This window comes from Methylophilus medardicus, assembly GCF_006363955.1.
Taxonomy (GTDB): domain Bacteria; phylum Pseudomonadota; class Gammaproteobacteria; order Burkholderiales; family Methylophilaceae; genus Methylophilus; species Methylophilus medardensis.
Genome location: NZ_CP040948.1, coordinates 2,092,211 through 2,117,085, shown reverse-complemented (window position 1 = coordinate 2,117,085; position 24,875 = coordinate 2,092,211). Strand labels below are relative to the sequence as shown.

The following is a 24,875-nucleotide window of genomic DNA, read 5'->3' as shown; positions in this document are numbered from 1 at the left end:
TTATAGATTTACCATACATACCTGATTAATTGTCCGCTCAATGTTCGAGAAAAGTCCGAGAAAAGTCCGAGGCATTTAATAAGCATCGTCGTGACTTTGTTGCTTTTTTTGAGGTTTAAATATTTTTAATCCAAGAACCTCGATGCTTGAGAGACGCACGATTTTTGATAGTCAGGTTGAAGGGAAAAGATTGAAATATAAACGTACTCAATGATGATTTAAGTAATTGAGTAGATGTATTGATAGTTATAATGCCAGGCATTGATAAGCATAATCTTGAAGAGTAATTAGGATCTCATAATGACAAGCGCCCAACAACGTGCAGAACTCCAACGCCAAATCTGGCAAATCGCCAACGAAGTACGGGGTGCAGTCGATGGCTGGGATTTTAAGCAATATGTGCTCGGCAGTCTGTTTTATCGGTTTATCAGCGAAAACTTTGCAGATTACATTGAAGGCGGTGACGAGAGCATAGACTACGCCACGCTTAAAGATGATGTGATTACCAATGACATTAAAGACGATGCCATTAAAAGCAAAGGCTACTTTATCTACCCCAGCCAGTTATTTGCCAACGTAGTCGCCAACGCCAGCAAAAACGATAATCTCAATACCGATTTAGCCGCCATATTTACCGCTATTGAAAGCTCGGCACTGGGGTATGCCTCTGAGCAAGACATCAAAGGTTTGTTTGCCGATTTTGACACCACCAGCAACCGTTTGGGTAATACCGTCATCGAGAAAAACAAACGTCTTTGTGCGGTGCTTGAAGGTGTTGCTAGGCTCAATATGGGCAGTTTTGAAGACAGCAAAATAGACCTGTTTGGCGACGCTTATGAGTTCCTGATTTCCAACTATGCCGCAAATGCAGGTAAATCCGGCGGTGAGTTTTTTACCCCGCAAAGTGTTTCCAAGCTCATCGCGCAACTGGCCATACACAAACAAAGCAAGGTCAATAAAATTTATGACCCAGCGGCGGGGTCTGGCTCCTTACTGTTGCAAGCCAAAAAGCAATTTGATGACCACATCATTGAAGAAGGTTTTTTTGGCCAAGAGATCAACCACACCACCTATAACCTTGCGCGTATGAATATGTTTTTGCACAACATCAATTACGACAAGTTTCATATCGCGCTGGGCAATACCCTAATTAACCCGCAGTTTGGCGATGAGAAACCGTTTGATGCGATTGTTTCTAATCCGCCTTACTCGGTCAACTGGATAGGTAGTGACGACCCTACGCTGATTAACGACGAACGCTTTGCCCCCGCAGGCGTTTTAGCGCCAAAATCTAAAGCTGATTTTGCTTTTGTGCTGCATGCGCTGAGTTACTTATCCAGCAAAGGGCGTGCGGCAATTGTCTGCTTTCCAGGTATTTTTTACCGTGGCGGTGCTGAGCAAAAAATCCGCAAATATCTGGTGGATAACAACTACGTTGAAACCATTATTTCGCTCGCTCCCAACCTGTTTTACGGCACCTCGATTGCCGTGACGATACTTGTGCTCTCTAAACACAAAACGGATACTAAAACTCAATTTATTGATGCCAGTGGCTTGTTTAAAAAAGAAACTAACAACAATCTGCTTACTGATGACCATATTGCAGAAATGATGCAAGTGTTTGAAAGCAAGGCTGACATTGACCACTTTGCCAAGTCAGTGGAATACGATGCAATTGTCGCCAACGTATACAACCTCTCAGTGAGCAGTTATGTAGAAGCCAAAGATACCCGTGAAGTGGTTGATATTACTCAGCTTAATGCTGAGATAGAAACTACTGTTGCCAAAATTAACAAATTACGTGTTGAGATTGATGCAATCGTTGCGGAGATTGAAGGGTGAGTAACATTTTAGAGTTGCTACGTGGGATTGAGGTGGAGTGGAAGCCTTTGGTGGACATAATTTTACCGACAAGCAATATTAAATGGCGTGACGCTGAGCGTACCTATCGCTACATAGACTTAACCTCAGTTAGTATTGAAACCAAATCAATCACTGAAACTTCTGAAATAACGCCGAGTAATGCCCCGAGCAGAGCACAGAAAATTGTTCAAAAGGACGATGTCATTTTTGCAACAACTCGCCCTGCTCAACAGAGATATTGTCTGATTGATGATGAGTATTCTGAAGAAGTTGCAAGCACGGGCTATTGTGTTTTAAGGGCTAAAAAAGAGTTGGTTTTACCTAAATGGATATTGTATTGCATTGCTTCAACTGAATTTAAAACCTATGTTGAAGATAACCAAAGCGGCTCTGCTTACCCTGCAATTTCTGATGCCAAAGTAAAAGACTTCAAAATCCCCATTCCACCCCTTGAAATCCAAGCCGAAATTGTCCGTATTTTGGACAATTTCACGGAGCTCACAGCGGAGCTCACAGCGGAGCTCACAGCACGCAAAAAACAATACAACTACTATCGCGACCACTTATTGAGTTTTGAAGATGGTGAGGTTGAATGGAAACCGTTAGGGGATATAGCTTTAATTGGTACAGGTAGCCATGACACCCAAGATGCAATTGAAGATGGTGATTACATATTTTATGCTCGAGGGCGTGACCCGCTAAGGCTAAATGTGTTTGATTTTGATGAAACTGCAATTATTACTGCTGGGGATGGCGCTGGCGTAGGAAAGGTATTTCACTACGCGCAAGGCAAGTATGCCCTTCATCAGCGAGCATATCGGATAGTTCCTAAAGATGTTATGGAACCAAGATTTGTCTATCACTACATTTCATCATATTTTTACACATACATCCAAAAAGCATCAGTTAGTTCTTCTGTTACATCACTTCGCAGACCAATGTTTTTAAATTTCCAAATACCTGTCCCACCTCTCGCAGAACAAGCCCGCATCGTTGCCATCTTGGATAAATTCGACGCCCTAACGAACTCCCTCACCGAAGGCTTGCCGCGTGAAATCGCCTTGCGCCAACAGCAATATGAATATTACCGTGAGTTGTTGTTGCGTTTTCCTAAAACGGAAGTAGAGGCATAACATGGGAGTCTCTATAACTGAAATTGCAAGCCAAGTAAAAGCTGTCAATAAAAAAGTGCAGCTGATTTATGCTTTTAATGGCTCAGGTAAGACGCGTTTGTCCCGTGAGTTTAAAAAATTGTTACCTCCTGAAGCTGTCGAGGGTGATGATGAAGGGCAACAGTCTGAATTAGCACACAAGAAAATTCTCTATTACAGTGCTTTCACAGAGGATTTGTTTTATTGGGACAACGATTTAGCGAATGATGCTGAGCATAAGTTAAAAATTCATCAAAATTCGTTCACTAAGTGGGTATTTGAAGAGCGAGGTCAAGACCGAAATATTGTTTCAATTTTTCAGCACTACACCAATGAGAAATTAACACCGAATTTTAGCGCTGACTTTTCTGAAGTGACATTTTCTTTTGAACGTGGCAATAATGAGCAAGAGCGAAACGTTAAAATTTCTAAAGGCGAAGAGAGTAACTTTGTTTGGAGTGTTTTCTTTTCATTAATTAGAGAAATGGTTTCGGAGTTAAATATTCCAGATGTTGCAGATCGATCGACTAATGTATTTAACAATATTGAATACGTTTTTATTGATGACCCTGTCAGTTCATTAGATGAAAACCACTTAATTGAGTTGGCGGTTGATTTGTCTGAGTTGATAAAATTAAATGCTCCAAGCGTTAAATTTATTATCGCTACTCATAATCCTCTATTTTTTAATGTATTAGACAATGAACTTGGCAGTGATGACAAAACTACAGGATATAAAGCCAAACACTTCAAAAAATATCGATTAGATAAAAATGAAGATGGAACATCGGTCCTTGAAGAGCAGCCAGAAGACTCATCATTTTCCTATCACCTTTACCTAAAGTCAGAGTTAGAAAAATCTATCGAATCTGGCCAATTAAGTAAATATCACTTTAATTACCTACGAAATATTCTAGAGAAAACCACAATTTTTCTTGGCTATAAAAGATGGGGTGAATTATTACCTCAAACCGATGATGGAAAAACCAATCCGTATGAAGCGCGAATGATGAACCTGCGCAGTCATTCAAAGTTTTCAGGTGAAGAGGTCAAAGAGCTTGATGCTGACGAGACGCGCGTTTTAAAACGTTTAATTAGACATCTAGATAAGATATATAAGCCAGACCTAAAAGATGCTCCGCAGGCCTGAAGGAAGTCAAATGAGCGAATATAAAACCATTGCAGAAACCAATAAATTTATCGTTTTAGATAAATACGCTAAGCAATTGCAAGTCAACCAAAGCTACCAAAGTGAATATGATTTAGAGCGTGAGTTTATTACTGACCTTGAGAATCAGGGTTATGAGTTTGTACGTGATTTAATCACGCCTGTGGCGATGATGGCGAATGTACGGGTACAAATACAAGTGCTCAACGGGGTGCAGTTTTTAGAGGCTGAATGGAAACGGTTTGTTGAAACCTACTTAGATAAACCTAGCGATAGCATTATCGATAAAACACGCAAGATTCATGATGACTATATTCATGACTTTGTGTTTGATGATGGGCGTATTCAAAACATTTATTTGTTAGACAAAAAGAATATTGCCCGTAACAAAGTGCAGGTGATTAAGCAGTTTGAGCAAACAGGTGCACAAGCTAACCGCTACGATGTGACGATTTTAGTGAATGGCTTGCCTTTGGTGCAGGTGGAGCTAAAAAAGCGCGGCGTGGCCATCCGCGAGGCGTTTAATCAGGTGCACCGTTACAGCAAAGAGAGTTTTAACGCTGAGCAATCGTTGTTTAAATATTTGCAGATTTTTGTGATTAGCAACGGCACCGATAGCCGCTATTTTGCAAACACCACCAAGCGCGATAAAAACAGTTTTGATTTCACCATGAACTGGGCGCAAGCCGATAACACGCTGATTAAAGATCTCAAAGATTTCACCGCCACGTTTTTTGAAAAAAACACCTTGCTCAATGTGTTGCTCAATTACTCGGTGTTTGATGTAAGTGACAATTTGCTGGTGATGCGGCCATATCAGATTGCGGCGACTGAGCGCATTTTGTGGAAAATTAAAAGCGCTTATCAGGCCAAAGCCTGGCGCAGTTTGGAAGGTGGTGGCTTTATATGGCACACCACAGGCTCAGGTAAAACTCTCACCAGTTTCAAAGCGGCACGTTTGGCGACTGAGCTTGAGTTTGTAGATAAAGTGTTTTTTGTGGTGGACCGCAAAGACCTTGACTACCAAACCATGCGCGAGTATCAGCGCTTTTCGCCCGATAGCGTGAATGGCTCGGACAGCACTGCAGGTCTGAAACGCAACATCGAAAAGGACGACAATAAAATTATCGTCACCACCATTCAAAAGCTCAACAACTTGATGAAGACCGAAGGCGACTTGCCCATCTACAACCAGCAAGTGGTGTTTATTTTTGATGAGTGCCACCGTAGCCAGTTTGGTGAGGCGCAGAGAAACCTTAATAAAAAGTTTAAAAAGTATTATCAGTTTGGCTTTACTGGCACACCGATTTTCCCTGAGAACGCGCTTGGCGCTGAAACCACGGCAAGCGTGTTTGGGCGCGAGTTGCACTCGTATGTGATTACTGATGCAATACGCGATGAAAAAGTGTTGAAGTTTAAGGTGGATTACAACGATGTACGCCCGCAGTTTAAGGCGATTGAATCTGAGCAGGATGAGAAAAAACTCTCTGCGGCAGAAAACAAACAAGCCTTATTACACCCAGACCGTATTCACGAAATCACGCACTACATATTAAACAGCTTTAGGCAAAAAACGCATCGCTTACAAGCGAGTGGCAAAGGCTTTAATGCCATGTTTGCAGTGAGCAGTGTCGATGCTGCCAAGTTGTATTATGAGGCGTTTAAGCAGTTGCAGGCGGATAGCCCACAGAAGCTAAAAGTCGCGACGATTTTCTCGTTTGCGGCGAACGAAGAACAAGATGCGATTGGCGATATTGCCGATGAGAGCTTTGAAGTGACGGCAATGGACAGTAGCGCTAAGGAGTTTTTAAGCGCAGCCATTGCAGACTATAACGCACTGTTTAAAACCAATTACAGCGTAGATAGCAAGCAGTTTCAGAACTACTACCGCGACCTTGCCTTGCGGGTGAAAAGTCAAGAAATCGATTTGCTGATTGTGGTGGGCATGTTTCTCACGGGCTTTGATGCACAGACGTTGAATACTTTGTTTGTGGACAAAAATTTGCGCTATCACGGCTTGATGCAAGCCTATTCACGCACCAACCGCATTTATGATGCGACCAAAACGTTTGGCAACATCATCACCTTCCGTGATTTGGAGCAAGCCACGATTGATGCCATTACCTTGTTTGGCGATAGCAACACCAAAAATGTGGTGCTCGAAAAGAGCTACAAAGAATATATGGAAGGCTTTACCGATGCTGCTACTGGCGAGGCGCGGCGTGGCTATTTAGAGGTGGTGGCAGAGCTGAACGAACGCTTTCCGCACCCTGATGAAATCATAAAAGAGCAAGATAAGAAAGACTTTGCCAAGCTGTTTGGCGAGTATTTGCGCGTTGAGAATGTGCTGCAAAACTATGATGAATTTGCTGGCTTAAAAGCGTTTCAGAACCTGGATTTAAGTGATCAAAATGCGGTAGAAGCTTTTAAAGCACAGCACTACCTGACTGATTCTGATTTGGCGAGGATGCAAGCTGTTAATGTCCCCGCCGAGCGCAAGATTCAAGATTATCGCTCCACCTATAATGATATTCGTGATTGGCTACGGCGTGAAAAAAATGCCAAGGATCAAGATGCCTCAACGATTGATTGGGATGATGTGGTGTTTGAGGTGGACTTGCTGAAATCGCAAGAGATTAACTTAGACTATATTTTGGAATTGATTTTTGAGCACAACAAAAAACTAAAAGACAAGACGGCGTTAGTGGATGAAGTGCGCAGATTGATACGCGCCAGCATCGGCAATCGCGCTAAAGAAAGCTTGGTGGTGGATTTTATTAACCAAACTGATTTAGACGCTTTGCTTGATAAAGCGAACATCCTTGAAGCTTTTTATCAGTTTGCACAAGCTGAGCAGCAACGCGAAGCTGACGCTTTGATTAGCGCTGAAAACCTCAATGCAGAGGCTGCAAAGCGCTACATTGCGACCTCATTAAAACGTGAATATGCCAGCGAAAACGGCACCGAGCTTAATTCAATATTGCCAAAAATAAGCCCGTTGAATCCGCAATATTTAACTAAAAAGCAAACCGTCTTTCAAAAGATTGTTGCGTTTGTTGAGAAATTTAAGGGTGTTGGGGGCGACGTTTAAAGGATCGAAGTCTTAACTTATTTAAGAGTATCTGCTCAGTGTCAGTCGGTAATTGGTTAACCGAATAAACCTAAGCTTTGGCAGATACGAAATTGTTACAGAGGTTAATAATGAAAATCACAAAGTTGCTTGTTTTGTTAGCGTACATATTTTTTAGTACAAACATAGGCGCTACAACAATTATTTTTGACACTGGCAATACAAATGAAACTCTTGGTCTTGGTTTAATTAGGCCAACGTCTTACATTTTTGATTCAAATGGTGTTGTTGATAATGGACAATCTATTGCAGTCTTGTTTGATATCAAAAACACTTCAACAGTTAACTCGTTATCCAGTTTGTTTAATGTGACATATTCTGGGGGGGTGAGGGTATCAATTTTTGATAATAAGAACGCTCAGCCAGGTGACAGTCTTGTAAGCAAAGTAATCAATATTACAAGCCCAGGCTGGCAAGGAATTAATGGATTTGAGTTAACCTTAACTCCGAACTATTACTGGGCGGTTTTTGATTTTCCACCAGAAATTTGGAGTACTTTTAGTGGAAGTCTCGTATTTTACGATGTGGGCGATAAAACAAAAACGTTTATAAAAAGTAATTACTCGACAGAATATATAAGCCTGGGCTCAGACCTAAGCACAGGTCTTATTTTAACTGGCTCGGTCACCACACCTGTACCTGAATCAAATACAACTCTTATGTTAACCTTTGGTTTACTCGCTGTTTTTTCATTCAGAAAAGTAAAAATGTAAATCATTCAGTGAGTGCTTTATGAGTTTTTCCATCTTTTGCCCAAAAAGCTTAGCGAATTGGTCGTGCAGTTCGAGCGAAGCTCGAGGCACAGTTGATTGGTTTAAATTAGAGAGGTGTGCATGAAGCCACTTAATTGCTTTACTCTATTTTTAGCATCAGATAGAAAATTTAAGCTTGAGTCTGGAGAAAGTTTTGATGATTTGGCTAGGCTAGATGAGCCATTGGAGTCCTCTGCGTTAACAGATGATCAGATGTTAGAAAGTGGAAAATTCAAAAGTCATAATGGGGAGTTGTGATCTTTGTGCATATCCAGCAATATTTGGTGGCTCCTTACAGCAAGAATATTCATGTTTTTAATAGAACTACAAAAATTTAATGTAAGAGATTCAATTAATTATTTGCACGTCACTTTTACTAAAGTGGGGTAACTTTAGGGGTAACAGTTATTTTAAATTTTCTTTAAATGGCGTATATATTTGCTTAAAACAAATCATTCGGTTCAGGCTCCCGCACCATGTAGTACTTTCAAACAGTATCAAAAAGACGCAAAACGTAAGAATTTCAAAGGCTTAGATGGAAATCTAGGCCTTTTTCATATCATACCGTCTCTTGATATCAATCGCTTTATTTTATTGTCGATTGAAGCATATGGGTTCGTCACCAGATGACAGGTCTTTTAACTAGACAGCCCATGATACTTCATTAATTGTCAGCCTGTGAGGACATCGCTTTCAGGAGAACGCGTTGATAAATCGGAGCTTTTTTTACATTTACCCAAGAGTTATATAAATTAACTTGAATTCAATTTATTATTGCGATAATTAAATTAAAACCAATCAACTCTTATTCACTCGGGAAAGCTTTTATGAAACTCTTGAAATCGTTGTTAGCCTCATGCTTGTTGTTAAGCTCAATGTCGTCACAGGCGGCAGTTGAGTACTTTGGTGTTCTATTGTCGGGCGATTACGCGCCCTCTTCTAGCTTCGCTAGCTTGAGCGTCACAGGTTCAGGTAGCGTGTATGATTTTACGTTGACGACCAATAATTTAAACGCGTTGTTCACCAGTGGTGCTTTTATCGGAAGATTGGTTGTTGAAACTGATCCTGATATCAGCTTGGTCGGCAGAAATGCCGTTACTCTTGATATTAGCAACCTCTCAGGTGGCGTGACAAAATTGAGCGCTTCAAATGCGGGTGGTCCAACAGGCGGCTGGGATTTTAGTTTTGTGCTTGGTCAAGGTGAAGCGAATCGTTTGACGGCGAATGAGTCAGTTTCATGGAGAGCAACGTTTTCTCAAGATGTCACTTTTACTAACTATGCTGCGCATGTTCAAGGTTTAACAACGGCGCAGGGCGGTAGTGCTTGGTACACGCCGAGTGTGGTCACCCCAGTGCCAGAGCCAGAGTCTCTGGGCATGTTTGCGCTTGGCTTGGGTTTGTTGACCTTGTCTGCGCGTCGTCAAAATAAAAAATAATCATGCAGTAATAAATAAAAATGCCCTGTTGATCAGGGCATTTTTTATTGGGGCAAAAGCCTCGAGGTTGATGTTTGTGGCGTATCGGCAGTTGCTCAATTTGTCTTACTAGATTCGTTGAGCATTCACTGCTAGCGCGCCGGGGGTTTATTCTTTGATGACGATTAACTGCCGATAAACGTGCCAGCTGGCGTGACCAACGACGGGCATAGTTAAAATCAACCCAAGAAAGTTTGTGGCTAGGCCAAACCCCACCAATACGACGATACAACCCGCCCAGAGGGTCATGGTGATTGGGTTGCGAGCGCATGTGCGTAAACTGGTGATGGCGGCAGTCCATGCGCTGGTATTGCGATCTAGCATGAGTGGCATGGCAATCACGCTAATGCTAAAGATGAAGGCAGCAAACACAGCGCCTGCAGAAAAATAGATCAGTAGAAAAGTGGGCTGTTTGAATGTGAATACGCTAATGACGACATCAATAAATGTGGGTTCAGCACCGTGAAAAAAATGGGCAAAAATGCTCATAGAGAGCCCCGCCCAGGCGAGAAATACGAATATCAATAACACGGTAAATAGCATGATATTGACTAGGTTTGGTAGCCATGCGATGAGGGTCGGGCGCAGGCTTGGCGGCTCGCCTGATTCCATGCGTCTACTCAAGTCATACAGCCCCATCGCCAAAAATGGGCCCAACAAAAAGAAGCCCGTTGAGAGCCCTGCCAATAACCAATAATTTTCAGCAAATACTGCATGAATGATCACGCCGGTGGCGGCAAAGATGATGCCGTAAAACAAGCTGGCTTTGCCACCAAGATGGATGTCGGTCACACCTGCGTGCAACCAATCTAAGATGATATTGGCGTCTACATGACGAATGATGATTTCATCATCGAGACTGACCTTATTTGCTGGTAAGTTGTGAATGCTCATGTGGTTTACTCCCGGTTAATTTACGGCCACGTCTAATACACGTTAGCGACACAATGAACGCACTTGAGTCTTTAAAACCCGCCCAAGTGCGTTGTTCGCCGACGTTCTTTTATCGATTAATGCAAACACTTTTTTGATTAGCATACCACCGAAATTCACACGTTACGAGTGATGCTTTGCGTGGCTGTTCAGTGGATTTTTAAAATCTGAGACGCGATAAGGGAAGGCGGGTGCATGCGTGAGCGTTTGTTTTGGCGCGTGAAATGCAACCGTGATATGTGGGCCAGATGCGAGTCAACAAAGGCGTTGGCGGCTGTTTAATAGCCTAGTGTTGCCTGCGATTGTGTGCAGGATATGGTCTACGCGCTTTAACCTTTTTTCGCCATAGATTTACATTGATGACGGGAACATTCCCAATTTTTTGTCTTGTCACCCTGTTTGTCTTGTGATAATTTACAACATGTAACAAATTTGTAACTAAACGTAATTTGGCTGATACAAGCCAAATTTGGGGTTGGCAAGCATGTTATCTATCTGCGAAACACAGTGCATCACTCGGCCAAATGCTTCTGCTTCTGCAGAGAGCGTCAGCAAGCTGTTATTAAGCTTGCTAGTGCTTTCAGGTCTGATCGCGTTGGCATTTTTGCACATGGGTGCCTGGATGGTGTTGCCGTTTGCCGGTTTAGAGTTGGTGTTGGTGGTTCTGGCGTTTGTGGTGGTCATGCGTCATGCGAGTGATTACGAAAAAATCACGATCGTTCAGGATCAAATTGAAATCGAACAAAGTGTGTTGGGGAAAATAAAACACGTTCGCTTTCATTGTTATTGGGCCCGGGTAACGCTCAGGGAAGGTGAGAATGGCAAGACGTCACTCTGGATAGGGTCCCATGATCAAGAAGTTGAGTTTGGTCGAGATACTATGGACAACGCGCAGCGCGAACAAGTGGCATCTCATCTGAAGCGGGTACTTCTAAAAACTAAATAACTGGATTTTGGAGCGATTAGATGCAAGGGATGAAGAAACTCGGGGTTGGTGCAGTTGGATTGTTCTTGTCTTTAAGTGCACGTGCTGACTTCACTTGGAATTTTCCGGAGCCGGTCACGCCAATGGCTTTGGATACCTTACACGTACACAACAAATTTATGCTGATTACCGCGGTGATTTTTGTCGCAGTGTTAGCCATCATGATTTATTCCATCGTGACGCACCGTCAAAGCAAAGGCTACAAACCCGTGGCCGATAAAGCGCCCTCAACCGCGGTTGAGATTTTCTGGACGCTGATTCCTTTTGCTATTCTGCTATTGATTGACTTTGTCATCATGGGGATTCCTGCTTACCACAGCGTGGTGATGATGGAGGATACGCGAGACCAATCCACCATGGTAATCAAAATCACTGGCTCGCAATGGCGCTGGCAATATGAGTATTTGGACGGAGATGCTAAAGGCATCAAATTTGTCAGCAACCTCGCCACCACCAATGGTCAGATGCACAACGAAGAAGACAAAGGTGAGCATTATTTGCTCGAGGTCGATAACCCGTTGGTGCTGCCAGTTGGCGAAAAAGTGCGCATTTTAATGACAGCCTCTGATGTGTTGCACAACTGGTGGGTGCCGCAGTTTGGCTCCTCGCGAGTAGCGGTGCCAGGCTTTATTCGTGAGACTTGGGTGCAGGTAGAAAAGGCGGGGGTCTACCGTGGTCAATGCAAGGAGCTCTGTGGCAAGGGGCATGGCTATATGCCAGTGGTGGTGAATGCGGTGTCTAAAGAGGAGTTTGCGCAGTGGGCAAATAAAAAACAGGACGAGCAGAAAGCTGCCAGCGATGTGAAAGAAATGACCAAAGATGCGTTGATGGTACAAGGCAAAGTGGTTTACGAGAAAAACTGTGCGGTGTGTCATCAGGTGACGGGCGCAGGCTTGCCGCCAGCATTTCCGGCACTCACCGGTAGCAAAATTGCCACGGGCGCGATTTTTGGCAGCGATGGTAAATACCAAAAAGATAGCCATCTGGATCGTGTGCTGAATGGTAAGGGCGTCATGCCCGCCTGGAAGGCCACATTAAATGACACAGAGATTGCTGCAGTGATTACCTATGAGCGCAATGCGCTGGGCAACACCGCCGCAGTTGATGCAATTGTGCAGCCGGCGCAAGTCAAAGCCGCACGCGAATAATATTTGAGCGATTTTAGGAGAGCACTATGAGTACTACAACCGTAGCACATCATGATGAGCATCACGATCACCCGACTGGGATTATGCGTTGGTTAACAACCACTAACCATAAAGATATCGGCACCATGTACCTAACGTTTTCGTTGGTGATGTTTTTGGTCGGGGGCTCAATGATTTTGGGCATCCGTGCCGAGCTGTTCAAACCCGGTTTGCAATTAATGAACCCTGAGTTTTTTAATCAACTGATTGGTGTGCATGCGCTGATCATGATTTTTGCAGCGCTGATGCCCGCCGCCACTGGTTTTGCTAACTGGATGTTACCGCTGCAGATCGGTGCGCCAGATATGGCCTTGCCACGCTTGAATAACTGGGGTTTCTGGATTCTGCCGCCTTCAGCCATTTTATTAACATTACCATTTACGCTTGCCTTGTTTGGGGTAGGCGATGGTGCGCTGGCGACCGGTTGGACATTTTATCCGCCACTTTCGGTGCAAGGGGGCATTGGGGTCGACTTTGCTATTTTTGCGGTTCACCTGCTGGGTATCTCCTCGGTGCTGGGTTCCATTAACATTATTGTGACTATTTACAACATGCGCGCGCCAGGCATGACATTAATGAAAATGCCAATGTTTGCTTGGGGTTGGTTGATTACCGCTTTCTTGCTGATTGCAACGATTCCGGTGCTGGCAGGCGCCGTCACCATGCTGCTGACAGATCGTCATTTTGGCACACACTTTTTTGATGCCGCCGGTGGTGGTGATCCGATCATGTTCCAACACTTGTTCTGGTTTTTCGGCCACCCAGAAGTTTATATCCTGTTGTTGCCGGTTTGGGGTTTCATTCCACAAATTCTGCAAACGTTCAGCCGTAAACCAATGTACGGTTACAAAGCGCAAGTCTACTCGTTGTGGGCGATTGGTGCCTTGGCTGTGGTCGTTTGGGCACACCACTTCTTCACCGCTGGGATGCCGGTGCCGGCCTTGTTGTATTTTATGTATAGCACCATGGCGATTTCACTGCCTTTAGCGGTGCTGTTCTACTGCTGGATTCGCACCATGTGGAAAGGCTCAATGAGTTTTGAAACGCCGATGTTGTTCACTGTCGGCTGGATTATATTGTTTGGTATTGGCGGTTTGACCGGCTTGGTGCTGGCAGATGTGGCTGCCGATGCGCAATATCACAATAGCTACTTTGTCGTGGCGCACTTCCACTACACCCTGTTTGCGGGTGGCATCATGGGCATCATGGCTGGCGTGTACTACTGGCTGCCAAAGATGACCGGTCACATGTATAACGAAAAACTTGGCAAGCTGCACTTCTGGTTAACAGCCATCTCATTCAACGTGACTTTTATTCCGCAGTTTTTTGTCGGGCTGGCAGGCATGCCACGCCGGATTCCTGACTATGCATTGCAATTTGCTGAATTCAATATGATTTCAACCGTGGGTGCATTTGTCTTGGGTCTTTCTCAATTGCTATTTGTGTACATCATCATTAGCTGTGTAAAAGGTGGACAAAAAGCCACTGACCGTGTTTGGGAAGGTGCGCAAGGATTGGAGTGGACATTATCGTCCCCACCGCCTTACCACAGCTTCACTGAGCAGCCTGTTGTTAAATAAAAAGTGATCAAAGCCAGTCCATCCCGGATGGATTGGCACTCTGTAAAGGTGGACGTATTTTGAATGATCCCAAACGGTCAAATAGAAAGATTGCTTGGCTGTTGGCGGCAGTGGCGGTGATCTGGTACGTAGTCTCAATGTTTACTATTTGGAAATAAACGGCAGTTGAGACGGTTATGGCATTAGAGCGAGCGCAACTGGCAGCAAATAAAAAGCTGGCATTGAAGTTGGTGTGGATTATTGCAGGTGCGCTGTTGTTTGCGTTTGCACTGGTGCCGCTGTACGACGTGATATGTACAGTCACCGGACTAAACGGTAAAACCAATACTTCGGCAGCGAGTGCAGCAAAAGCGGTGGTGGATCTAAAACGTGAGGTCACTGTGCAATTTGTGTCCTCGGTGATGCCCGGTTTGGGGTGGAACTTTTACCCCAAGCAAAGCAGTGTCGTGGTGCATCCGGGTCAAGTGACTACGGTCATGTTTGAGGCGAAGAATACGACTAATGTCGAGGTCGCCGGTCAGGCAATACCGAGTGTCACGCCGGGCAAAGCATCCGCACATTTGAAGAAGATTGAGTGTTTCTGTTTTGTTAGGCAGACGCTCAAACCAGGGGAGGTAAGAGCGCTGCCGCTACGGTTTTTTGTCAGTGCAGACTTGCCTAAAGATGTTCAAGAAATGACTTTGTCGTATTCATTTTTTCCGGCAAGTCAATAAACAATAATGATGTGTAATACGTTTAAGGATAGGGAGTTCATGCATGGCTAGTCATTCAGAAAATCACTATTTTGTCCCGCATGGCAGCATCTACCCGGCATTGATTTCTGTCGGTTTGCTGTCGATGGCCAGTGGTTTTGTTTTTAACGTCACCGGTTCGGATACGCGCCTAGACGGCTCTTTTAAAAATCCAGCGTTATCTTATTTAGCGACCCCTGGTAAATACATGATGTATTTTGGTCTGGCTGTGATCCTGACCATGATGTTCAAGTGGCTGAGCGCGGTTGTTACTGAAAGCCTGACTGGGCAATATAAAAAGTGGGAGGATAAATCCTTCCGTATTGGCATGATCGTGTTTATTTGTTCTGAGGTGGCTTTTTTTGCAGCTTTTTTTGGCGCACTGTTTTATATGCGGGTGCTCTCGGTGCCCGATTTGGCCTCCTATGCGCCAGACATCACCCCCTACAAAGACTTTTTGAGTGCTTGGCCGTCGCAAGGCCCCGGTGGAACGGTACTCGGTGAGACTTACAAACCTGATCCAGCATTTCATCCGATGTCATGGAGTGGTTTGCCGTTGATCAATACGCTGTTGTTGCTGAGCTCAGGTGCCACGATTACTTGGGCCCATTGGGGCTTAATCAAGAATAATCGTAAGCAACTGATTATAGGCCTGTTTTTGACGATTGCCTTGGGGATTACCTTTTTGTGTTGTCAGGCGGCGGAATATCACCATGCTTACACTGAAATGGGGTTGACGCTGAAGTCTGGGGCGTATGGCGCGACGTTTTTTATGCTCACAGGGTTTCATGGCTTTCATGTAACTATCGGTACTCTGATGTTGATTGTGATTTGGTTACGCAGTATTAAAGGCCATTTTACCCCTGAGCATCATTTTGGCTTTGAAGGCGTGGCTTGGTACTGGCACTTTGTCGACGTGGTTTGGTTAGGCCTCTACATTTTCGTCTACATGCTTTAAGCAATAAAAAGGGCGCTGTTCGCGCCCTTTTTGTTCTGCCTGTGAACTAAAGCGTGTGGCCGATATAGCCAAAATGTGCGGCGGTAATCAGACCAAGAAACAGAAAGATGGATAAGCCGATTCGCATGGTCAGTGCTTTAACTGTGCGGTCAGAACCGCGCTTATCTTTCAGCAAAAAAAGCAGGGCAGAGAATAGACTGCCGACAATAGTAATCAGTATCAAAATGGTGACAATTTTAATGATCATGATGTGATCTCGCGTTAAGTTGATCACATTATGGGCCGTAAGTAGGAAAATGCAAATACCCTTGGGAATGTATGTCGTTCGTGTGCGCTGGCTGGTGGTGTGTGTGATGGTGGTCGCAATCTGGAGTTGTGTCAGGTTGGGGTTATGGCAATGGCACAAAGCGGAACAGAAGCAGGCAATCACGCGTGCATTGACGCATCATGCCGGCGCAATTCAGTTGCAGGCCAGCGATTTAGATAGCAATGCCAAGGTCGACGCTTTGCATCTGCAAACCGTGTCTCTCAAGGGCATGTATCTGCCGCAATTCAATTTTTTTCTCGATAACCAGTTAGCGGAAGGGCGTGCTGGTTTTCATGTGCTGACCCCCTTTTTGTTGCAGGACAAAACACACGTGGTGTGGGTGAATCGTGGCTGGATTGCCGGGTTTGTTGACCACCAGAAAATACCGCATATTGACACCTCGTCCTCCGAGCAATTGATTACGGGCTTGTTCTGGAAGCAAACCAAAACCGGATTCCGTTTAGACAAGCCGGCGGAGACTTGGCAGACGGTGCAACCCGTGATCGACTTTGCTTATTTGCGTCAGCATGTGCCATATATTTTTTCGGATGTCGTACTCAAGCTTGACCCAGCCAGTGCTGAGGGTTATTTGCGTGAATGGGATGTGCCAACTGGGCAAGTGGAGAAACATCTCAGTTATGCCTACCAGTGGTTTGGCTTCGCCTTGGCAACGGTTGCCATTGGCTTGTATCAGATGATAGAAAAACGGGTGTGATCATGCATGAAAACGTCACTGAAATAGTGGTCAATCCGGCACAGCAGCGCAAAGGGCGCATGGTTTTTTTGCTGTTAGCTGTATTTTTTACCGTGCCATTGTTGGTGGTGGTGGCGATGATTAAATTTGACTGGCGCCCCACCGGCAAAAGCTATGGCGAGCTGATTCAACCGCCCGTGTCGATCATGCACACCTCGCATTGGGTAAGTGATCAACAACAAGCTTTGCCTGCATTCTGGCAGGACAAATGGAACATGGTATTGATCGCGCGCGATTGCGATGCCGTTTGCATGCAACGCTTATATGACTTGCGCCAAATTTATGTGTCCCTTTACAAGGATATGATTCGCGTACAACGCGTATTGATCACTCAGCAAAGCGACACGACTGCGATTCGTGCCCGTTACCCGGATTTGTTGATTATTAATGGGCAGCCAGAGCAGATCGTCGATTTGGGGCGGATGCTCAGTAACGGTGGCCAGAATACCCTTGATGCGCAACGCGTTTATTTCATTGACCCCTTGGGCAATGTGATGATGCAGTATGCCCCAGCGATAGAAGCTAAGTGGATACGTAAGGATTTAGTCAAATTATTAAAGGCGTCTTGGGCGGGTTAAGCATGTTTAAAACGTTGAGTCTATTGGCTGCGGTAGTAGCGTTTTGTGTGGTGGTGTTGGGGTCTTATGTAAGGCTATCCGATGCCGGTTTGGGTTGTCCCGATTGGCCGGGTTGTTATGGGGCGCTCAGTGTGCCGCAGAGTGAGATCGCCATTCAAAATGCGCAACAAGCATATCCAGACAAGCCTTTAGAGCATGCCAAGGCCTGGAAAGAAATGGCACATCGCTATTTGGCCGGCAGTTTAGGACTGTTGGTGCTTGCTTTAGGGATATTGGCTTATCGCCAACGGCGTTTCATTCAAACGCCTTGGCAACTGTCAGCAGGCTTGGTGGTGCTGATTAGCATGCAGGCATTGCTTGGGATGTGGACGGTCACCTTGTTACTGAAACCAGTGATCGTCACCTTACATTTGTTAGGAGGCATGACGACTTTGGCCTTGTTGAGTTGGGTCGTCTTTCGCCACTACAGCCAACCGCACATCGCCTTGCCAGTGGGTCAGCAGCGCTGGGTGCGATTGGCATTGCTGGTGTGGCTATTGCAAGTCATGCTGGGGGGGTGGACCAGCAGTAATTATGCAGCCTTGGCATGTACCGATTTTCCGACTTGCCATGGCATGTGGTGGCCGCAAATGGACCTCGGTGAGGCATTTCACCTGACGCGCGCCTTGGGTGAAAGTCGTGATGGTGGTCAATTGCATCTGAGTGCGCTGACCACGATTCAGTGGATACATCGTCTTGGCGCCTTGGTGGTGTTGGTGTGGATGGTAATCAGCGCAACATTGTTATGGAAACAAACGGCCTCGCGTGGATTAGCCGTGGGGTTGTTGCTCATTGTGTTGTGCCAAGTATTGATTGGTATCGGAAATTTGTTGCTGCACTTGCCATTGGTGTTGGCGGTGCTACACAACGCTGGCGCAGCCTTGCTCGGTGTTTGGTTAGTAGCCATTCACGCCAGACTGTTGAATACATCACATTAATCAAGTCGTATTAAATAAAAGGGGGAGAACGCGATGCAAACAACCTGGATAACCCAATTGGCCACAGCAAGAATGAGCGCCCGCAGCTTTTATGCGCTATGTAAGCCGAGGGTGACGGCCTTGATCGTCTTTACGGCGATGATTGGTATGTTTATGGCAACGCCCGGTATGGTGCCACTGCAGACATTGCTGGTAGCGACCGTGGGGATTGCTTTTGCCTCTGGGGCGGCGGCAGCATTTAATTGCCTGATTGAGTATAAGATTGATGCCATGATGGCACGAACCCGTGCGCGGCCCTTGCCCACTGGCCAACTTTCACAAATGGAGACCTTGCTATTTGCCAGTGTGTTGGGCGGCCTTGGTTTGAGCATGCTGTATTATTGGGTGAATCCGCTGACCATGTGGCTCACGTTGGGGACGTTTGTCGGTTATGCGGTCATCTACACCGTGTTTCTCAAGCCAGCCACGCCAATGAATATTGTGATCGGTGGCGCTTCGGGTGCAATGCCGCCTATTCTCGGTTGGGCCGCAGTCAACAACACGGTATCGCCGGAGGCCTTGGTGATGTTTCTAATTATTTTCGCCTGGACGCCACCCCATTTTTGGGCCTTGGCTTTATACCGCCGTGAAGAATATGCAAAAGTTGGCATGCCCATGCTGCCCGTTACGCATGGCGAGCAATTCACATTGCTGCATATTGTGCTCTATACCATTATTCTGGTGGTCGTTTCTATGATGCCGTTTGGCCTGGGCATGAGTGGTTGGTTATATCTGGCCGCTGCTGCGATATTGAACTGCGTGTTTATGTACTATGTGGTGAGTCTGTATAGACATTATTCAGATGCGTTGGCCAAAACCACATTTAAGTATTCTATTTTATATTTGAGCCTGATTTTTGCTGCGCTGCTGTTAGATCATTATCTGGTTTAATTGAGACCAAACATGACGCCAGCGGATAAGTGTCCGCTGGCTCAATGTTTTGTGTCACTGTTAAACAAATGCGGCACCTGCACTGACTTGGTCTGTTGGTAGGCTTGTGTCAGCAATGTACTAAACGGTGCGGGCTTGCCGTGTAAAAATCCTTGTATATAGTCGCATTGAATCACTTTGAGAATGTTCTCTTGGCTGGCATTTTCAACCCCTTCCGCAATCAGTTTGATATCCAGCTCGTGCGCCATTTGAATAATGGATCGGCACAACACAAAGGCATAGTTATCTCGCTCAATATGTTTGATGAATGATTGGTCAATTTTGACATAATCAATGTGGTATTTTTTTAGATAACCGAGCGCCGAATAGCCAGTGCCAAAATCGTCTATGGATAGCTTAATGCCCGCTTGTTTCAGGGCATTCAAGGTGTCTTGGGTGATTTTGGATGGCTCGAGTAGCAAGCCTTCAGTGATCTCGAAGCAAAAACGTTCGCAGGGGATATTAGAATATTGCAGCCGTTGAATGAACGCCCGCAATGGTTGCGGGTGGGCAAATTGTACCGGCGAAATGTTGATGCTGATTTGCGTACCTTGCAGGTGCAGCAGATCAATCGTGGCAAGATCCTGCAGGACGGTATCGAAAACCCACTTACCGATGTCTATGATTAAGCCACACGCCTCGGCCAGTGGAATAAACACAGCGGGCGCGATGGCACCACGTGTCGGGTGTTGCCAACGGATCAGCGCTTCTGCCTTGACTAGTCTATGATCGCGCAAGCGGTAAATGGGTTGATAGACGAGGTGGAATTCGCCATTGGCGATCGCAGAGCGTAAATCCTGTGTGATTGACAAGCGCTCTTGGAATTCGCGGTGCAAGCTTTTGTTAAAGAATTGATATTGATCTTTGCCAGCACGCTTGGCGGCGTGCAATGCCTGATCGGCGAACATGAGTAACGCTTCACTGGTTTGGCAATGCTCAGGATAGACCGCGATGCCGATGCTGGCGGTGACAAAATATTGATTGTTTTCAATATGAAAAGGGCTGCGTAAACTTTCTACAATGTGGGTGCTGATGGCATGTAACCCCTTAACATCGCTTATTGTTGGGACCATCACCACAAACGCATCCCCGCCCAACCTCGCCGTTGTGCTGCCGTGACCTGCGCAAGATTGGATGCGCAAGGCTGCATTTTGCAGCAAGCGATCGCCAATGGTGTGGCCGGCAATATCATTCACATCCTTAAAACCATCGAGATCAATCAGTAACACCCCCAATAATTGTTGCGATTGATGGCACTCGGCCAGCGCTTGTTGCAGACGTTGTTGCAACAGATGGCGATTTGGTAATTGAGTCAGGAAATCAACATTGGCTTGGCGCCAAAGTTGTTGACGGCTGTCAGCTTCGCGCCGTTTTGTCTGCTGATAAAAGCGCAAACATAGAAACAGGATTGCCGTGCAAATGAGCGCGATGATAATGAGCCACGGCGCTGATAGCATCTGGCTGAAAGCCGTATGGGATTGCGTGCCTGACAGCACGCTAGGGGCGGCAAAAGCACTGTGATGCATCACAACGGTGATGGCGGGTAATTGTTTGTAGCTCGGTCTCTTCATCTCATTATTCATACCATTTCGTCCCCGTTTTAGAGGTCGCAAATCAAGTCTCGGTTCTCGCCGGCAGGTAACAACGGATTGGCGGCAACACCAAGGGATAACTTGATTAACGGCAGAACATGAATAAACTGAAGACTAAATTAAAAATAAAATCGCCTGCGGAATTAACAGCAGGCGATCGTTGTGTGGTGCGTGAATCGCGTTATTTTGCGGACAAACAGGTTTTCATAAACGCTTTGCGTTCATCGCCTGCCAGTGCTTTGGTTTTAGCATCGGCATTGCAGGTTTTCATTTTGTTTTGTTGTGCGGTGAGGCCGCTACTTGCCCCGTCCGCAGACAGACAGGCTTTCATAAAGGCTTTGCGTTCATCCCCTGCCAGTGCTTTAGTTTTAGCATCGGCATTACAGGTTTTCATTTTTTCTTGCTGCGGGCCCGCATTAGCAGATAGACAGATTCCAGACAACAACAAGGCAATCACCAGTTTATTCATGAAAGTCTCCAAACAATAAAGATTAGTATTTTTTTGAGTTGAGGCTGCCAAATCGCCAGCCTGCGCAACTATTGTGACATAGAGCATTGGCGTTGGGTATAAAAAAAGCCCGGTCAAATGCCGGGCTTTGCAGATCATTCATGAATGGGAGTTTGATGTAAGGTGCCAGCTTTCATGTCAGGTACGAATAGTGCACGGCCATCTGCTGATAAGCTGATATCCGCCGCCGACTGATAGCCCTGTATCAGCCGTTGTGGTGTGGCTTTTGGCTCAGTCAGTTGCCAGACGTTGCCGCCCGCCCAGTCACTGACATAAAGCATCCCATGCGCGTCTCTGACCAAACCATCGGCGCCGCCAAACCCCTGATTGAGCAATGTGACGCGGGGTTTTTTCGGGCCAATTTGAACACTAAATAATTTACCCGTGCCAAAGTCTGCGACCAATAAACGATCCGGGCCATCCATCAGCAAACCATTGGGTCGTTGAATGCCTGCATTAGCGCCAAGCACCTGTGTCAGTTTGCCATTGGGTGCAATTTTGAAAATGCCTGCACCGCGGCCATGATCGTCGCCACTGTCTGAGACATACACATTGCCCAAGCCGTCGATTTCAATATCATTTAAAAATACAGGCGGTTTTGGAAAAGCCTTGGGTGCTGCAATCACTGATTGCACGCCGCTCGCAGTATCGATACGCACAACCCGATCTATATCGGCGACATATAATTGCCCGTCAAACATATCGATGCCTTTGGGATCATTTAAGCCCTCAGCCAGCATGGTTCGGCTGCCGTCGACTGCGATGCGGGTAATTTTGCCATCTCCCAATTTACCAAATTCGCCGATTTCAGACACGTAACGCACCCCTGCAGGGGTGGCAAACACAGATTCCGGCATGGCAAAATCATGCAAGGTATTGGCTTCAGTCGCGGGGGCCATCGCACCCTGTGTTTTTGCATCATAGCTGATCCGGTAAATCACACCATTGTAATCATCCGACACCAGTAATGAGCCGTCCGGCAATTGCAACACATCGTTGGGGCGCCCCCAGACTTCGCCTTCTGCACTCAACCAGCCATCGATAAACGGTTTGGTTTCTTTGACTTGATGCTGCGCGTCAAAGATGACGCGGACGAGTTGGTAGCCAACCGGCGTTTTGCGATTCCATGAACCATGCTGCGCGATCACCGCATTGCCTTGATATTCGGCTGGAAACTGCTTGCCAGTGTAAAACTTAAAACCAAGATTAGCCGTGTGTGCTTGAAATTCAGCCACAGGCGCCGTGACGGCCATCGGTGGCGTTTTGTTTTTCCAGTTTGGGTCTTGTGCATCGCCGCCAGCGAAGTAAGGAAAGCCAAAATGCAAGCCTGCTTTGGGCGCTGCATTCAGTTCATCATGAGGCACATCGGGCCCGAGCAGGTCCACGCCATTATCGCTAAAAAACAGGGTATTACTGCCCGGTTGAAAGTCCATCCCGACCGAGTTACGTACACCCTTGGCAAAGGTTTCCACTTGGCTGCCATCTGGATTCATGCGGATAATCGAAGCCTCTAGGCCTACGGGGTCACAAATATTACAAGGGGCGCCCAAGGTGACATACAGCTTGTTGTCTGGGCCGACGGCGAGGTAACGCCAACCATGGTGGGCTTTGTCTGGTAACTGGTCGTAGATGACCTCGCGCATCGCCTTGAACGGCAGTGTTAAATCAAAATCGGGTGCGGCATAACGCGTGATGCGGTGTTGCTCTGCCACATACAAATGGCCGTCGACCATCGCCACGCCATTGCCCACTTTCAAATCATCGAGAATGGTGACCACTTGGTCGGCTTTGTGGTCTTTATTTTTATCAACCACCGCGTAGACTTTGTTGCCACGGGTGCCTACATACACATTGCCGTTTGTGCCTATGGCCATTTGGCGTGCGCCCGGGACGTCGGCGTAGACCTCTATAGAAAAGCCTGCAGGCACATGTAATTTGTGCAGGTTAGCACGTACTTCATTGCTGTCTGCCCAGACAGTACAAGAGGCAGTAGCCAACAGCGTCGTGATCAGACTGCTTAGGCGTTGGCGCGTATCCATATTATTTTCCTTAAATATTGCAATCAATTAAATTGCGTTGCACCCAGTGTAAGCAGTCCGACTTGGCCTGAAAAGTGAAAAAATATGAAATGATTGCCTAATCCTATTATTGAAGTGATGCTTATAGCTGATTAATAGTAATATAAATGCCTAATTGTTTTATTCGGCTGCTGATTATGAATAACGAATGCTGGCATGCACATGACAAAGCACGCACCATTGCGCTGCTGTCTTCCTTGACACCGTCAGAGGGCTTTACCCTAACCGCTCTGGATGGCGTGAAGCTGATGCGTTGGAACCGCACCATCCCGCGGAGCCCGGTATTGTATGAACCCAGTATTGTATTTGTTTGTCAGGGCCGCAAAGTAGGCTATCTCGGCGGCGAAGTCTATCAATATAATCCGCAACAGTTTCTAATCCTGTCGGTGCCTTTGCCGTTTGAAAGTGAGACGATTGCCTCTGCCGAGGAGCCCTTGCTGGCCATTTCTATTCGGATAAATCTGTCGATGGTGTCTGAGCTGTTGTTGAGCATTACGCACGCGCACCCCGTGCATATCAATGCTAAAAGTGGCATCACTTCCACCGCGCTCGATATGCGTTTGTCGAATGCGGTGGTCAGATTGCTGGAGTGTTTGCAAACCAAAACCGACGCCTCAGTGCTTGGGCATGCCATCATCCGCGAGATTCACTATCGTATTTTGCAGTCTTCTCAGGCCTCTGCCATTCTTGCCGCACATAGCACGCACAATAATGTCGGTAAAATCAGTAAAGCACTCAGATTGATTCACGCTGAGTTTGCCAATGCGTTGAGTGTTGACATGCTGGCGGCAGTCTCTGCCATGAGTGTGCCGTCTTTTCATGCCGCGTTTAGAGAGGTGACCGCCACCTCTCCGATTCAATATTTAAAAAAGACCCGCTTGCACAAAGCGCGCCTGCTGATGGTGCAAGATGGCATTAATGCCACCTTAGCCGCCACCAAGGTGGGGTATGAAAGTGCCTCGCAGTTTAGTCGCGAGTTTAAGCGGATGTTCGGTAAAAGTCCGATGGAGGAGGTGAGCGCTGTCCGCAGCGCATTGATCACTTCGCCCGGCGAGCGCTTGAGCCCTCAAACCATGGATCCCTACGTCACGGTGCAGCAATAGTGTCGGCCAAGCGCAAGCTGGCGCTCAGCGACAGCTTGCCATCGTAGAGGATTAGGCAAGTTTTTGATAAAAGCAGGCAAGCGCGTTTGGCTTCGC

Annotated in this window: 22 protein-coding genes; 17 read left to right on the top strand and 5 right to left on the bottom strand. The window is 46.2% G+C overall.

Features of this window, described 5'->3' with window-relative positions:
• Positions 1-300: 300 nt before the first annotated feature.
• The 7 genes from FIT99_RS09980 to FIT99_RS09955 all read left to right on the top strand — a co-directional run bounded on the left by FIT99_RS09980 (position 301) and on the right by FIT99_RS09955 (position 9,500).
• On the top strand, positions 301-1,842 hold the full coding sequence (locus tag FIT99_RS09980) for a type I restriction-modification system subunit M (RefSeq protein ID WP_140004146.1): 1,542 nt from the start codon (positions 301-303) through the stop codon (positions 1,840-1,842).
• Positions 1,839-2,996 (top strand): restriction endonuclease subunit S, encoded by a 1,158-nt coding sequence (locus FIT99_RS09975; protein ID WP_140004145.1) that lies wholly within the window; start codon positions 1,839-1,841, stop codon positions 2,994-2,996. Before FIT99_RS09980 ends, FIT99_RS09975 begins: the two co-directional genes overlap by 4 nt.
• Before the next feature lies 1 nt (position 2,997).
• Positions 2,998-4,164 carry an AAA family ATPase gene (locus FIT99_RS09970; protein WP_140004144.1) on the top strand — a complete coding sequence of 389 codons (1,167 nt, stop codon included), beginning with the start codon at positions 2,998-3,000 and terminating at the stop codon, positions 4,162-4,164.
• A gap of 10 nt (positions 4,165-4,174) precedes the next feature.
• Positions 4,175-7,273 carry an HsdR family type I site-specific deoxyribonuclease gene (locus FIT99_RS09965; protein WP_140004143.1) on the top strand — a complete coding sequence of 1,033 codons (3,099 nt, stop codon included), beginning with the start codon at positions 4,175-4,177 and terminating at the stop codon, positions 7,271-7,273.
• A gap of 110 nt (positions 7,274-7,383) precedes the next feature.
• Positions 7,384-8,025 carry a hypothetical protein gene (locus FIT99_RS09960; protein ID WP_140004142.1) on the top strand — a complete coding sequence of 214 codons (642 nt, stop codon included), beginning with the start codon at positions 7,384-7,386 and terminating at the stop codon, positions 8,023-8,025.
• A 120-nt stretch (positions 8,026-8,145) separates the two neighbouring features.
• Positions 8,146-8,322 (top strand): hypothetical protein, encoded by a 177-nt coding sequence (locus FIT99_RS12395; RefSeq protein ID WP_189524736.1) that lies wholly within the window; start codon positions 8,146-8,148, stop codon positions 8,320-8,322.
• A gap of 569 nt (positions 8,323-8,891) precedes the next feature.
• The gene (locus FIT99_RS09955) at positions 8,892-9,500 is read left to right on the top strand and encodes a PEP-CTERM sorting domain-containing protein (protein ID WP_140004141.1); all 609 of its coding nucleotides are present in this window, start codon (positions 8,892-8,894) and stop codon (positions 9,498-9,500) included.
• A 147-nt stretch (positions 9,501-9,647) separates the two neighbouring features.
• Here FIT99_RS09955 and FIT99_RS09950 read toward each other — a convergent pair whose 3' ends face one another.
• Complete coding sequence (locus tag FIT99_RS09950; RefSeq protein ID WP_140004140.1) at positions 9,648-10,433, bottom strand: DUF2189 domain-containing protein; 786 nt, start codon at positions 10,431-10,433, stop codon at positions 9,648-9,650.
• A gap of 523 nt (positions 10,434-10,956) precedes the next feature.
• Between FIT99_RS09950 and FIT99_RS09945 the strand changes: the two genes are divergently transcribed.
• The 5 genes from FIT99_RS09945 to FIT99_RS09925 all read left to right on the top strand — a co-directional run bounded on the left by FIT99_RS09945 (position 10,957) and on the right by FIT99_RS09925 (position 15,913).
• Positions 10,957-11,418: a DUF2244 domain-containing protein gene (locus tag FIT99_RS09945; RefSeq protein WP_140004733.1), complete on the top strand. Its 462-nt coding sequence runs from the start codon at positions 10,957-10,959 to the stop codon at positions 11,416-11,418.
• A gap of 20 nt (positions 11,419-11,438) precedes the next feature.
• The gene (gene coxB, locus FIT99_RS09940) at positions 11,439-12,605 is read left to right on the top strand and encodes a cytochrome c oxidase subunit II (protein WP_140004139.1); all 1,167 of its coding nucleotides are present in this window, start codon (positions 11,439-11,441) and stop codon (positions 12,603-12,605) included.
• Positions 12,606-12,631: 26 nt separating this feature from the next.
• Positions 12,632-14,224, top strand: coding sequence for a cytochrome c oxidase subunit I (ctaD, locus tag FIT99_RS09935; RefSeq protein WP_140004138.1), 1,593 nt, complete (start codon positions 12,632-12,634; stop codon positions 14,222-14,224).
• 176 nt (positions 14,225-14,400) lie between these two features.
• Positions 14,401-14,937, top strand: a complete 537-nt coding sequence (locus FIT99_RS09930) for a cytochrome c oxidase assembly protein (RefSeq protein WP_140004137.1) — start codon at positions 14,401-14,403, stop codon at positions 14,935-14,937.
• A 43-nt stretch (positions 14,938-14,980) separates the two neighbouring features.
• A complete protein-coding gene (locus FIT99_RS09925; protein WP_140004136.1) occupies positions 14,981-15,913 on the top strand; it encodes a cytochrome c oxidase subunit 3 in 933 nt (310 codons plus the stop codon).
• A gap of 46 nt (positions 15,914-15,959) precedes the next feature.
• Here the strand turns inward: FIT99_RS09925 and FIT99_RS09920 are convergent, their stop codons facing one another.
• Positions 15,960-16,160 (bottom strand): twin transmembrane helix small protein, encoded by a 201-nt coding sequence (locus FIT99_RS09920; RefSeq protein ID WP_140004135.1) that lies wholly within the window; start codon positions 16,158-16,160, stop codon positions 15,960-15,962.
• Positions 16,161-16,209: 49 nt separating this feature from the next.
• On the opposite strand from FIT99_RS09920, the gene FIT99_RS09915 reads away from it, so the two are divergent.
• The 4 genes from FIT99_RS09915 to cyoE are packed head-to-tail and all read left to right on the top strand — an operon-like array spanning position 16,210 to position 19,459.
• Positions 16,210-16,935, top strand: coding sequence for an SURF1 family protein (locus FIT99_RS09915; protein WP_140004134.1), 726 nt, complete (start codon positions 16,210-16,212; stop codon positions 16,933-16,935).
• Between the two features lie 2 nt (positions 16,936-16,937).
• Entirely contained in the window at positions 16,938-17,552 is a 615-nt protein-coding gene (locus FIT99_RS09910; protein WP_140004133.1) for an SCO family protein, read from the top strand.
• A 2-nt stretch (positions 17,553-17,554) separates the two neighbouring features.
• On the top strand, positions 17,555-18,529 hold the full coding sequence (locus tag FIT99_RS09905; protein WP_140004132.1) for a COX15/CtaA family protein: 975 nt from the start codon (positions 17,555-17,557) through the stop codon (positions 18,527-18,529).
• A 33-nt stretch (positions 18,530-18,562) separates the two neighbouring features.
• Positions 18,563-19,459, top strand: a complete 897-nt coding sequence (cyoE, locus tag FIT99_RS09900; protein WP_189524735.1) for a heme o synthase — start codon at positions 18,563-18,565, stop codon at positions 19,457-19,459.
• Positions 19,460-19,500: 41 nt separating this feature from the next.
• On the opposite strand, the gene FIT99_RS09895 is transcribed toward cyoE, so the two are convergent.
• The 3 genes from FIT99_RS09895 to FIT99_RS09885 form a co-directional block, all read right to left on the bottom strand.
• Positions 19,501-21,069, bottom strand: a complete 1,569-nt coding sequence (locus FIT99_RS09895; RefSeq protein ID WP_223261180.1) for a putative bifunctional diguanylate cyclase/phosphodiesterase — start codon at positions 21,067-21,069, stop codon at positions 19,501-19,503.
• Between the two features lie 202 nt (positions 21,070-21,271).
• Entirely contained in the window at positions 21,272-21,559 is a 288-nt protein-coding gene (locus FIT99_RS09890; protein ID WP_140004130.1) for a PsiF family protein, read from the bottom strand.
• 134 nt (positions 21,560-21,693) lie between these two features.
• Positions 21,694-23,637: an SMP-30/gluconolactonase/LRE family protein gene (locus FIT99_RS09885; RefSeq protein ID WP_140004129.1), complete on the bottom strand. Its 1,944-nt coding sequence runs from the start codon at positions 23,635-23,637 to the stop codon at positions 21,694-21,696.
• A 176-nt stretch (positions 23,638-23,813) separates the two neighbouring features.
• Between FIT99_RS09885 and FIT99_RS09880 the strand changes: the two genes are divergently transcribed.
• The gene (locus FIT99_RS09880) at positions 23,814-24,779 is read left to right on the top strand and encodes an AraC family transcriptional regulator (protein WP_223261179.1); all 966 of its coding nucleotides are present in this window, start codon (positions 23,814-23,816) and stop codon (positions 24,777-24,779) included.
• Positions 24,780-24,875: the final 96 nt, after the last annotated feature.